The sequence below is a fragment of the Chryseobacterium sp. HNCC26DJ241 genome, assembly GCF_057180505.1.
This window is the reverse complement of record NZ_JBXUGL010000028.1, coordinates 1-12,205: the sequence shown is the minus strand read 5'-3', so window position 1 is coordinate 12,205 and position 12,205 is coordinate 1. Positions and strand designations below refer to the sequence as shown.

At 32.6% G+C, this 12,205-nt stretch carries 14 protein-coding genes; 8 read left to right on the top strand and 6 right to left on the bottom strand.

Annotated elements, in window-relative coordinates; all coding sequences use genetic code 11:
• Window positions 1–57: 57 nt before the first annotated feature.
• Both AC2A1C_RS12420 and AC2A1C_RS12415 read left to right on the top strand, forming a co-directional pair.
• On the top strand, window positions 58–1,785 hold the full coding sequence (locus AC2A1C_RS12420; protein ID WP_484026062.1) for an Ig-like domain-containing domain: 1,728 nt from the start codon (window positions 58–60) through the stop codon (window positions 1,783–1,785).
• Window positions 1,782–2,240: a heme-binding domain-containing protein gene (locus tag AC2A1C_RS12415; protein WP_484026060.1), complete on the top strand. Its 459-nt coding sequence runs from the start codon at window positions 1,782–1,784 to the stop codon at window positions 2,238–2,240. The genes AC2A1C_RS12420 and AC2A1C_RS12415 overlap by 4 nt, the downstream gene beginning before the upstream one ends.
• On the opposite strand, the gene AC2A1C_RS12410 is transcribed toward AC2A1C_RS12415, so the two are convergent.
• The 4 genes from AC2A1C_RS12410 to AC2A1C_RS12395 are packed head-to-tail and all read right to left on the bottom strand — an operon-like array spanning window position 2,237 to window position 4,901.
• Window positions 2,237–2,749, bottom strand: a complete 513-nt coding sequence (locus tag AC2A1C_RS12410) for an NUDIX hydrolase (RefSeq protein WP_484026059.1) — start codon at window positions 2,747–2,749, stop codon at window positions 2,237–2,239. The two genes, AC2A1C_RS12415 and AC2A1C_RS12410, sit on opposite strands and share 4 nt — an antisense overlap.
• Window positions 2,746–3,654 carry a site-specific tyrosine recombinase XerD gene (xerD, locus tag AC2A1C_RS12405; RefSeq protein WP_484026058.1) on the bottom strand — a complete coding sequence of 303 codons (909 nt, stop codon included), beginning with the start codon at window positions 3,652–3,654 and terminating at the stop codon, window positions 2,746–2,748. The genes AC2A1C_RS12410 and xerD overlap by 4 nt, the downstream gene beginning before the upstream one ends.
• A gap of 31 nt (window positions 3,655–3,685) precedes the next feature.
• The gene (locus tag AC2A1C_RS12400) at window positions 3,686–4,123 is read right to left on the bottom strand and encodes a deoxycytidylate deaminase (RefSeq protein ID WP_484026056.1); all 438 of its coding nucleotides are present in this window, start codon (window positions 4,121–4,123) and stop codon (window positions 3,686–3,688) included.
• Between the two features lie 7 nt (window positions 4,124–4,130).
• Window positions 4,131–4,901 (bottom strand): enoyl-CoA hydratase/isomerase family protein, encoded by a 771-nt coding sequence (locus AC2A1C_RS12395; protein WP_484026055.1) that lies wholly within the window; start codon window positions 4,899–4,901, stop codon window positions 4,131–4,133.
• A 295-nt stretch (window positions 4,902–5,196) separates the two neighbouring features.
• On the opposite strand from AC2A1C_RS12395, the gene AC2A1C_RS12390 reads away from it, so the two are divergent.
• The 6 genes from AC2A1C_RS12390 to AC2A1C_RS12365 all read left to right on the top strand — a co-directional run bounded on the left by AC2A1C_RS12390 (window position 5,197) and on the right by AC2A1C_RS12365 (window position 9,845).
• Window positions 5,197–6,150, top strand: a complete 954-nt coding sequence (locus AC2A1C_RS12390) for a LysR substrate-binding domain-containing protein (RefSeq protein WP_484026054.1) — start codon at window positions 5,197–5,199, stop codon at window positions 6,148–6,150.
• 152 nt (window positions 6,151–6,302) lie between these two features.
• Window positions 6,303–7,583, top strand: coding sequence for a methionine adenosyltransferase (gene metK, locus AC2A1C_RS12385; protein WP_484026053.1), 1,281 nt, complete (start codon window positions 6,303–6,305; stop codon window positions 7,581–7,583).
• A gap of 101 nt (window positions 7,584–7,684) precedes the next feature.
• Entirely contained in the window at window positions 7,685–8,173 is a 489-nt protein-coding gene (locus AC2A1C_RS12380; protein WP_484026051.1) for a hypothetical protein, read from the top strand.
• A 169-nt stretch (window positions 8,174–8,342) separates the two neighbouring features.
• On the top strand, window positions 8,343–8,933 hold the full coding sequence (locus AC2A1C_RS12375; RefSeq protein WP_484026050.1) for an RNA polymerase sigma factor: 591 nt from the start codon (window positions 8,343–8,345) through the stop codon (window positions 8,931–8,933).
• Between the two features lie 48 nt (window positions 8,934–8,981).
• The gene (locus AC2A1C_RS12370) at window positions 8,982–9,116 is read left to right on the top strand and encodes a hypothetical protein (RefSeq protein WP_484026049.1); all 135 of its coding nucleotides are present in this window, start codon (window positions 8,982–8,984) and stop codon (window positions 9,114–9,116) included.
• Window positions 9,117–9,146: 30 nt separating this feature from the next.
• A complete protein-coding gene (locus AC2A1C_RS12365) occupies window positions 9,147–9,845 on the top strand; it encodes a YjjG family noncanonical pyrimidine nucleotidase (protein ID WP_484026047.1) in 699 nt (232 codons plus the stop codon).
• Window positions 9,846–9,893: 48 nt separating this feature from the next.
• On the opposite strand, the gene AC2A1C_RS12360 is transcribed toward AC2A1C_RS12365, so the two are convergent.
• Entirely contained in the window at window positions 9,894–10,730 is an 837-nt protein-coding gene (locus AC2A1C_RS12360; protein ID WP_484026046.1) for a T9SS type A sorting domain-containing protein, read from the bottom strand.
• A 281-nt stretch (window positions 10,731–11,011) separates the two neighbouring features.
• Entirely contained in the window at window positions 11,012–11,983 is a 972-nt protein-coding gene (gene trpS / locus AC2A1C_RS12355) for a tryptophan--tRNA ligase (RefSeq protein ID WP_484026044.1), read from the bottom strand.
• Between the last annotated feature and the right edge of the window lie 222 nt (window positions 11,984–12,205).

Genomic DNA, 12,205 nt, shown 5'->3' with positions numbered 1-12,205 from the left:
AAGTTGTTATTTGATTTCAAAGGGGAAATAAATTCTTAAATTTGCTAAAAAAATTTTATGAAGAGATTTTTTTTACTTTTCATAGTTTCATTATTATTGTTTTCATGCGCAAGGGTAGGTTCGCCGGTTGGTGGGAATAAAGATTCTATTCCGCCTTTACTTGTGGGCTCTAATATAGATACTACAAGAGTGAATGTTTCCCAAAATTTGAAAGAATTAAGACTTGATTTTGATGAATATGTAATGCTGAACAATGTCAGCAAAAATCTTATTATTTCTCCCCCCATTAAAAAAATTAAAAAAATACTTCCTTCAAATCTTGCCAATAAGTATATTTTGATTCAATGGACAGATACTTTGCAGGCAAATACAACTTATAATTTCAATTTCGGAAATGCTATAAAAGATAATAATGAAGGCAATATACTTCCCTATTTTAATTTTGCATTTTCTACAGGCGAGAAAATCGACGATCTATATATAAGTGGCGAAATAAAAAATAAACTAAAATCCAATACAACAAAATCCTCAACTTCAGGACAATCTTCGTCATCAAGCAATGAAAAAAGTTTGGTAATCGGATTGTATAAGGCTTCAGATTCGATCAATTATAAGCAAAAGCCATATTATATTACAATGGCAGATGCAGATGGATATTATGAGCTGAATTATCTATCACCCGGAATTTACAAGGTTTTAGCTTTTGAAGATACAAATGGCAATTCTATTTTTGATGACGGAGTTGAAAATGTGGGCTTCCTTAAAGATAATATTACTTTAGAGAAAAGTATTTCTGGGCTTAATGTTGATCTTTTTCCATCTAAACCTAAATTTAAATACACGGAATTAAAAGAAAATCCGGGAGGTGTTCTTATGTTGTTTCAGGGAAATCCTAATGATGTGAAAGCATTATCTTTAAATGAAAATCTCAAAAATTACAAAGTAACTCATGCACCAAAATCGGATTCCGTATTTATTTGGTTTGATGCAAAAAAAGATAATATAGGTATTGAAAAAAGCGATCAGCTAAAATTCAGCTATGATACTGAAATTAAAAAAGATACAGTTTCTATTTTCTACAGAATGAATCAGAAAAATGAAATGCAGCTTACAAACAATAGAGGAAATCTTCTTCCCCCCAAAAATAACTTTGAGATCAGCTCGAGCTATATTTTGGATAAGATAAATACTGATCGATGGTCTTTAGTTTCGGATAGTATCAGCCAACCGTTTACTGCCAAAATATCTGAAACTAATCCCTTTAAGATTATTGTGAACGCGGAATTCAAAGAAGGCAAAAAATATTCTTTAACGGTTCCAAAAGAAACGGTCTTCTCATATTTTGATAAAAATGCCAAATCTTATCGTTTTGATTTTGAATCGGATAAATCTGAAAACTATGGCAGTATAAAGTTAAAACTTACCAATACGCCTCAGCAAAAATTCTGGATTCAGCTTTTAAATGATAAAGACGAAGTGGTGTATTCCAAATATACAAAGGACTCTGAAATTAAATTTGACGTAATAAAACCGGCTACATACTCCATAAAAATTTTGGTGGATAATAATGAAAACGGATTTTGGGATGCATCAGATTTTGAACATGGGATATATCCGGAAGATGTATATGATTTGGGCAAAAAAATTACAGCGAGACCTTTATGGGAAATTGTAGAAAACTGGAATCTGAAAGAAACCAAAAAACCTACGGAAACACTTCCAAAAGCTGAAGAAAAACCTACGGAAATCACTGAAATCAAAAATATTGAAACTCCTAAAAAATGAAAATTTTTAAAACAATTCTTTACTGGTTTTTAATTTTTATTGCCGTTATTCAGTTTATTCCGATAGATAGAACGAACAAACCGGTCAACAAAAAAGATAATTTTGTTGATATCCATCAAACCCCGGAAAACATAAAGGAAATTTTGAAAAATGCATGTTATGACTGTCATTCCAATGAGACCATCTATCCTAATTATGCCTACATTGCTCCTATTTCATGGTCAATTAAGCATCATGTAAATGAAGGTAGGGAACATCTGAATTTTTCAGAATGGAGAACTTTCAACAATGACCTGAAAAAAAATATGCTGGAGAATAGTGCGGCAGATTTAAAGCAAAAAAGAATGCCTTTGGCTGGTTATACCGTTTATCACCCAAAAGCAAAACTTTCCGCTGCGGAAACTGTTGTTTTGGCAGAATATTTAGAATCAATCCTGAAATCCGGTAGATATTAATTTTTCAGATATTCTCTGAAAAATTGCTTTTGCGAATCAAAAGCAATATCTTCAATATTGATGTTTTCTTTCTTGAGCCAGACAATTTCCGAAACCTCCGACTCTTCTAATGAAACATCAAACTTGTCTTCTACTTCGTATTTGAAAAAGAGATCCAAAGTATTATATGGGATGTTTTTATAAAGGTAAACATTGGGTAAACTTCCCAAATATTGGAGTTTTGTTTCATCTACGTTTAGTTTAAGCTCCTCATAAAGTTCTCTTGCACAGGTGTGTTCAGCAGATTCTTTCGGATCGGTGAAACCACCGGATAAATCTAATTTTCCTTTTTTCGGTTCCTGATTTCTACGGGTAAACATTATTTCGTCCTTATAAATAACAAGAACAGCAACTGCTCCAGCTACGTTGTGAAACATCACATAATCGCAACTGGAGCAGCTCCATTTTTTTTCTCCGTCCCATTTCAAAGTTTCATTCCCGCATTTCGGACAATACTTCAGATCAATCATACGGCTGCATTTCGCGGGTGATAGCTAAGTATAGCTTCACGCAATTCTTCATTTTTAAGGTGAGTATAAATTTCGGTAGTAGTAATGCTGGAATGCCCTAACATTTCTTGAATAAAACGCAGATCTGCCCCATTTTGCAACATATGTGTAGCAAAGGAGTGGCGGAAAGTGTGCGGCGAAATATTCTTGCTAATTCCGGCTTTGTCTGCCATTTCCTTAATAATCAGGAATACAATTACTCGGGACATTGCAGAACCGCGAGAATTCAGAAAAACAATATCTTCTGATTTTTTCTTGATATTGTTTTTAGGTCGTATCTGGTAGATATATTCTTTCAATATCTGCATAGTGAGCTCAGTTAATGGTACAAATCTCACTTTATTTCCTTTTCCTTCAACTTTCAGATAGCTTTCTTTGAAATTAATATTAGAAATCTTAAGATCAATAAGTTCTGAAACGCGAAGTCCGCATCCATAAAGCACTTCTATAATACAGTAATTTCTTTTGCCTAATTCTGTAGAAGTATCAATTGAATTAACGATTTTTTCTACATCATCAAAGCTTAAAGTATCAGGAAGATAAAGGCCAAGTTTTGGACCTTCCAGCAAAGCAGCCGGATTATCTTCTCGAATTTCTTCTTCTAAAAGGTATTTGAAAAATGCTTTGATGGAAGATATCCATCTTGCCTGTGAGCGTTCACTTAACTTCTTTTTGGAAAGTTTGTAAATGTAATCCTGAAGTTGCTCAAAGGTAATTTCCTCAGGAGAAATGTTTCCCAAATCTTCTTCTGCGTATTCTTTTAGTTTGCCTAAATCTCGTACATACGCTTCCAAAGTGTTGTCTGAAAAATTTCTTTCGAATTTTAGAAAATTCGCAAAATCATCGATTCTGTTTGTCCAATTCATCACGTGTTTTTTTAAAGGTTCATTTTCTATCTTATATCACTAGTTGTATTAATTCGTTTTCGGGTATTTTAAGTATTTCAATCTCATGATTTTTTAGAAATTTTATTCCATCATTATCTGAATAATCATCTATATATACAAGTCTTTTAATTCCTGATTGTAGAATCAGCTTGCTGCATTCTTTACATGGAGATAATGTCAGATATAGAGTTGCTCCTTTTGCGGATTGTGTGGAGCTTGCCAATTTTAATATTGCATTGGCTTCCGCATGGAGAACATACCAATGTGTTTTTCCATCATTATCTTCACAGCAATTTTCAAAACCTGAAGGCGTTCCGTTGTATCCGTCAGAAATAATCGTTCGGTCTTTAACAATGAGAGCTCCTACTTGCCTTCTTTTACAATAAGAAAGTTTGGCCCATTCCATCGCCATTTTCAAATATGCTATATCAAATTTACTAAATTTCATTCATTTTTCATTGAAACTGTGGCTTTCTTTTTTCCAAAAATGCATTTACCCCTTCTTTTTTGTCTTCTGTTTCAAACATTTCCCCGAAAAATTTTATTTCAGCTTCGTATCCTTTTTCTGTATCAGAGAGGTTTACAGCCTTAATAGCTTTTGCAATAGCCATAGGTGAGTTTTTAGAAATAGTCTCGGCAAGTTCTTTCGCTTTTGGCAAAAGTTCTTCCAAAGAGAAGACTTCATTTACTAATCCTATTTCTTTGGCTCGGTTTGCAGAAATCATTTTTGCTGAGAAAATTAACTCATTTGCAAGACCTTTCCCTACTAATTTTGGCAATCGCTGTGTTCCTCCATATCCTGGAATCAGACCTAATGTAACTTCAGGAAGACCTAATTTTGCATTTTCTGAAGCATAACGGATATGACAAGCCATTGCTAATTCCAATCCGCCACCTAATGCAAATCCATTTACAGCAGCAATTATCGGTTTATTAAGATTTTCAATTTTGTTAAAAAGTTTTTCTTGACCTGTTCTGGCAAGTTCTTCAGCTTTTTCCATTCCAAAATCGCTAAATTCTTTAATGTCAGCTCCCGCTACAAAAGACTTTTCTCCACTTCCTGTAATTACAATTACCCTTATTTTTTTATCAGATTCTAAGTCTTCAAGAGCTGCACTTAATTCTGATATTGTTTTGGAATTCAGTGCATTAAGACTTTGAGGTCTGTTTATTGTTATAATTGAAATTGCATTTTTTTTATCTAAAATGATATTTTCGTACGTCATTCTTACAGAGAAAGGTTAAAACTTAAATTATATGCAAATTAAGAAAAATTATATAAAAAGAAGTAGAAAAAGAAGCTTTTCTTTTTTTTAACATGTTTTTAATATATTTTTATGATTTTTTATGATTTTTTTGCTGTGTATTCTTTTTTTTGGTGAAAAAAATATTATTTGCTTCTGTATTGATTTACATATTTGATAAACGCTGTTTTTTACTATTTATCATTTGCGTTTTTATTTTTTTTGATTGATTTTAGCTAAAACATATTATATTTGCAATAGATAAAACTAATTAGAAGTGAATATCCAACAACTTGAATACTTAATTGCAGTTGATAAATACAAACATTTTGGTAAAGCTGCACAAGCATGTTTCATTACTCAGCCTACTCTGAGCGCAATGATACAAAAATTTGAAGACGAACTGGATGTGAAAATTTTTGACAGAACTACGCATCCTATCCGAACAACAGACGTAGGTTTGGAAATCATAAAAGAAGCAAAACAGGTTATTGATTCTGTAAACGAACTTAAAAATAAAGCAAGTCTTCTTAATAATGTTTTAGCAGGTACATTGAATTTGGGAATTATTCCAACAGTTTCTACATATATACTTCCGACAGAAATTTTTGATTTCTTACAGTTGAACCCCAAAATACAATTAAATGTAAAGGAAATGACAACGGAAAACATCATCCGTTCCATGAAAATGGGAGAATTGGATGCCGGAATTATTGCTACTCCTTTTGATGCAGCAGAAGAGTTTTATCACGATTTCCTTTTCAATGAAGAACTAATGTTATACTCTTCCGATTCAAATTCTGATACCAAGAATGATAGTTATATTGTTCCAGATGAGATAGACGCAAACAAAGTTTGGCTTTTGGAAGAAGGAAATTGTCTTCGCAAACAATTTGAAAATATTTGTCAGCTAAAAGAAAATCGTTTGAAGCCTCAAAATCTTGATTTTCATGCTTCCAATATTAATACTTTGGTTCAGATGGTGGATAGAATTGGTGGTATGACGATCATTCCTGAACTTGCCACAGATCAGTTTTCTAACGAGCAGAAAAAAAATGTGATTCGCTTCAGAAAACCATTTCCTTATCGGGAGATTACTTTGATCTATTATAAACCAACCTATAAGCAAAAGATACTTGATGAAATGTCTGTTTTTATCAAGCAATCTTTAAAAGAAAAATTGAATTACAATCAAAAACCGGAAGAATATATTAATGTTTCGCCACAGTAATTTTTTTTCGGAAAATTTATATTAAATTTGCCTCTGAATTTTAATGAGGAAAAATTTGACTGATTGCAACCTCCGTAAAAAATGCTAAAACAGACTTTTGGCTTGGTTCAGTCTCTTTTCCCTCTAAATAATTTGATTAAAATTATAGAACAATGCCATATTTATTTACCTCAGAATCTGTTTCCGAAGGACATCCGGATAAAGTAGCAGATCAAATTTCAGATGCATTAATTGATCACTTCTTAGCTTTTGACCCCACTTCCAAAGTAGCATGCGAAACTCTTGTGACAACAGGACAAGTTGTATTGGCAGGAGAAGTAAAATCAGATGCATATCTGGATGTACAAACAATAGCAAGAGATGTGATTAACGGAATTGGATACACCAAAGGAGAATATATGTTCAATGGAGATTCTTGTGGTGTCATTTCTGCTATTCATGAGCAATCTCCGGATATCAATCAAGGAGTAGATCGTGTAAAAGAAGATGCAGATTTTGAAACAAGGGCAAATCTTCAAGGAGCCGGAGATCAAGGAATGATGTTTGGATATGCAACCAACGAGACGGAAAATTATATGCCGCTTGCATTGGATTTGGCTCATTCTATTTTGAAAGAACTTTCTGCTTTGAGAAAAGAAAATTCTGCAATAAAATATTTGAGACCTGATGCAAAATCACAGGTTACAATCGAGTATTCTGATGATCATAAACCGGTAAGAATTGATTCTATCGTAGTTTCTACCCAGCATGACGAGTTTGGAAGTGAAGAGGAAATGCTTGCACAAATTAGAAGAGACATTATCGAAATTCTTATTCCAAGAGTAAAAGCAATTCAAAAGCCGGAAATTCAGAAGCTATTTGATGGTCAGATTACCTATCACATTAATCCGACAGGAAAATTTGTAATTGGTGGTCCTCATGGAGATACCGGACTTACAGGAAGAAAAATAATTGTAGATACTTATGGAGGTAAAGGTGCGCATGGAGGTGGTGCGTTTTCGGGAAAAGATCCTTCTAAAGTAGATAGAAGTGCAGCTTATGCTACCAGACATATTGCTAAAAATTTAGTAGCAGCAGGAATTGCAGACGAAGTTTTGGTACAAGTGTCTTATGCAATTGGAGTTGCGAAACCTTGCGGTCTTTATATCACAACCTATGGAACTTCTAAAGTGAATCTCAATGATGGAGAAATCGCCGAAAAAGTGAAGAAAATTTTTGATTTGAGACCTTTCGCTATCGAACAAAATCTAAAACTCAGAAATCCTATTTATCAGGAAACCGCATCTTACGGACATATGGGAAGAGATTATTATGTAGGCAGCAAATCGTTCAAAAAACCAAACGGAGAGCTGAAAACTATTGATAATCTTGAGTTTTTCACCTGGGAAAAATTGGATAAAGTGGAGGAAATTAAAAAAGAGTTTCAATTGTAATTTCTTTTTTACAATAAATAAACTGCTTTTCCTTCTGGTAAAGCAGTTTTTTATTCTTTGATTTTCATTTAACTTTGCTGAACGTAAAACAACTTAACATAATGAAAAGAATCTTCGTTCTCTTTCCGCTTTTTTTTCTGGTCTTTTTTCAGAAAGTGAATGCCCAAGTTGCCGTTCATAAGATGGTGAATGTTGGGTATGCATACCAAAATCAGAGTTTTGGAGAAGTAGGAGGAAGATTGTTTTTTTTGAATAATGATGATGTCATCTACAGATTGGGAGCTTCTGCAATGATAGGTTCGGTACATTCCAAATTTGCAATTCTTCCAAAAATTCAGGGAGATGTTCTTCTGAACTTTGAGAAAAATGTAGATTTTTATCATTCATATTATTTTCTGGCAGGTGCGGAAGTGACAACCAAATACATTGCTCCAAAAATCGGAGTTACATTATTTGGAATTGTAGATTTGTCAGGAGGTTATGGATTTTCTTTAGATAAACAAGGAATAAATGGGAAGGAATTGAAAGGTCTGAATATCAATTTCACATTAAATATCCCTCTTGTAGTAATAAATGATTTGTCTAAATAGAAAAAAAATGCTTTTTTTGCAAAAAAAATTAACAAAGTATTAACTTTTTTATTATTTTTACAGACTCAAAATTTTAGCTATCGAATAGATTTTTACTTTATTACTAACACAGCCTTTTTTTTCGGATTTTTAAATCTGGAGGAGTAGTCTGTGAATAAAGGGAAAATTTATGAATACGTACTCAGATAGCCAACTTATTACCACATACAAAAATGGCAACGAAAAGGCTCTTTCTATACTCATAGAAAGGCATCAGAAAGATTTATTTACCTTCATCTTTTACAAAATTATGGATGAAGATCTTGCTAATGATATTTTCCAGGAAACATTCATGAAAGTTATTATTACCTTCAAGGAAAACCGTTATAATGAAGAGGGAAAATTTATTATTTGGGCAAAACGTATTGCTCACAATCTTATTATAGATCATTTCAGATTAAAAGCTAAATTTAACAAGGTTTCGGAAACTTCATTCGAAAGCGAAGAATTTTCTATTTTCGACCTTATTGCAGAAAAAGAAGAGAATATAGAAGAAAGATTGATTACGCATCAGATAAATGAAGATTTGACTAAAATGTTAGATTACCTTCCTGAAAATCAGCAAGAAGTAATAAAGTTGCGGTTTTTTGATGGTCTCAGTTTCAAGGAAATTGCAGAGCATACGGATACCAGCATTAATACTACTTTGGGAAGAGTACGCTATGCCTTAATCAACCTCCGAAAAATTATGGAGGAAAATAATATTATTTTAACAAGATGATACAATATTTTTTTCAGAGCAACGTTTCAAAGAAAAAAGGAGTTGCCTATGAGAAAAAACAACACTCTTACTGTTAAAGTTTTGAAACCCAGAAAACAAACAATTGACTTTCTACTAAAATTTTCCAAAAGTATTGCAGTAGTAGAAGCTGCCGGGAAAAGTTATACGGTTTCTAAAAACTAAAAAAATTAATTTTGATTACCTTTGTGCCTTATGAAAAACATAAGGCATATTTTTTTTGATCTGGACAATACACTTTGGGATCACCGTAAAAACGCCTGGCTTACTTTGAAAGATATTTTTATTCGTGAGAATGTAAGAGAAAAGTATCAGCTTGATTTTGAAGAATTTCACAAAGAATATTTTACTATTAATGAAAATCTTTGGGCACAGATCCGAGATGGGAAAATAGATAAAGAATATCTGCGGAAACATCGTTTTTATGATTCTTTTCTTTTTTTTGGAATTGATGATGAGCCTCTATCTCAACGTTTTGAGCATAATTTTCTTGATGAAATTCTGAATTACAACGAATTGGTTTCCGGAACTTTGGAAATTTTGGAATATTTATCTAAAAAAAATTATGAATTGCACATATTGTCTAATGGTTTTCAGGAAGTAACGTATAAAAAAACCGAGTTTTCAGGAATCAAAAATTACTTTACAACCATTACCAGTGCCGATGAAATCAATATCCGAAAACCACAACCTGAAATTTACGAATACGCATTGCAAAAAGCAAAGGCTAAAAAAGAAGAGTCTATAATGATTGGCGATGACTGGATTGCAGATGTGGAAGGTGCAAAAGCTTTTGGCCTGGAAGCTGTATTTTTTGATGTTTTTAATGATGATCTTGAAGCAGAAAATATTATAACTATTAAAGCATTAACTGAGCTTAAGAATTTTCTATAAAAAAACCTGTACACGAGTACAGGTTTAAAATTATCAATCAATAAAAATTTATTTCTTTATCACCTTTTTAGTGATTTCCTTATGCTCTTCCGAAATTAAGGTAACAAGATATGCTCCTGATTTTAAATTTTGAAGATTAATCTTACTATTATTAATTTTTCCGGTATTAATTAGATCTCCATTAATAGAACTTATCTTATAAGAAGTAAAGTTTTTATCACTAACTGTAATGAAATCAGTTGCAGGATTTGGATAAATATCAATATCTTTTTTGGTTTCTGAAACACCAAAAGTCGGTAGCTCATACGTTACTTTTGAGTGAACGTCAATAGATTGCCATTTTGTAGGATTATTGGAATATACTTTTACCAAAATATAATATTTTCCGGGAGCTAAAGAATAATTGACCACTTCGGGGCTTCTTCCATTCCACCAACCAACCGCACCATCTACAGCATCCCAAATAGTAGCTGTTATTTGTGTAGCAGTTTCAGAATTATCATCATTTACTTTTACAAGACTTGTCCAGTTTCGCACATAAGACAAACTTCGAAGATTAAGTACAGCATTGATAGCATTAGCAGGAATTTCAAAAATTTTACTCTTGTAGTTATAATAACCAACATCCGGAGAACCTCCTTTTATCCAAAGGCTATGATCCGTATTATTAAGTAAAGCATTTGACCAATTGGCTTCCGCAGATCTTGTTGTTGTAGGTACAATCGTATTATCAGCCAAAACACATTTCCAATCCGGATCTTCAGTATTGATAGCCATCAATGAATTGTTGTCGTTCACACCACTGCTCAGATCAATAGTTTTAAGCTGAGAGTTTCCGTTTGCAAAAAATAGCAAACCTGTTAAAAAAAGTAATTTTGCTTTCATTTGTTTTTTTCTTTCTTCAAAAGTATAAAGTACTTTTTGGCTAAGTAATACAGAATTAGAATTCGTATTTTTTCTTCAGCCTTTCAGAAAAGAAAATTTTATATTGCTATTAGATTATATTTTTGAAAAATGATATTTTATTTTTTTATTAGCTCAGTTTTATGATAAATAGAATGATATGCTTTATATTTATTGCAAAGAGTTTAAATTGATATGTTATTGGTTATGAATGAGAATTTTAATTATTTGTAAATAAAAAATCCTTTCTTTTGGAAAGGATCTTAACTTATTCCTAAGCTTGTTCTTACTCTTTTCAGGGTTTCGGCTGCAATTTTTCTAGTCTTTTCTGCGCCTTCCTGCAATTTTGTTTCCAATTCTTCCAGATTGTTCATGTAATAATTGAAAAGCTCGCGTTCTTTTGAGTATTTGGATAAAATTAAATTCAGAAGTTCGGTTTTGGCATGTCCATATCCGAAATTTCCGGCAAGATATTTTTTTCTTAATTCTTCTGTTTGTGCAGGATCTGCAATCAGTTCATAAATAGCAAAAACTTTGTCGGTTTCAGGATCTTTTGGTTCTTCCAAAGATTTAGAATCGGTTTCGATTCCCATGATTTGTTTTTTCAGTTCTTTTTCAGGAAGAAAAATATTGATGATGTTTCCTCTGGATTTTGACATTTTAAATCCATCAGTTCCCGGAACATATTTTGTGTTTTCCTGAAGTTCTGCTCCCGGAAGCACAAAAACATCACCCATTTGACGATTGAATTTTTCTGCCACATCTCGCGTAATCTCCAAATGCTGTAACTGATCTTTTCCAACCGGAACAATTTCCGCATCGTATAAAAGAATATCTGCAGCCATTAACATTGGATAGGTGAAAAGTCCGGCATTTACATCTTGCAAACGATCCGCTTTATCTTTAAAAGAATGTGCCAATGTAAGTCTCTGATAAGGAAAAAAACAGGAAAGATACCACGAAAGCTCACACACTTCCGGAATATCACTCTGTCTGTAAAAGTATACTTTTTCGGTATCTAAACCACAAGCAAGCCATACTGCAGCAGTTTCGTAAGTGTTTTGCTTAAAAATTTCAGGATCTTTGATCTGTGTTAGAGCGTGCAGATCAGCAATAAAGAGAAAGGATTCGTTTTTTTGCTGTTCAGATAATTCAATTGCAGGAATAATAGCACCTAAAAGATTTCCCAAATGTGGAGTTCCTGTTGCTTGTATTCCGGTTAAAATTCGTGACATTAAAATTTTAGATTTTAGATTTTAGATTTTAGATTTTCCAAAATTCTATTGGCAAAAATAGGAAAGTTAAAAAACTTTACAAAGAGGCTTCACTTCAAAGTTACTTTATTTCAATCTTTTCACCTCCGAATTTTGGTTCTACACCAAACCACAAATCTAAATAACGTGAGTTCGACTTAAGCAGCGATTAATCTTTCCTCATCGATAACATCTACATTTGTA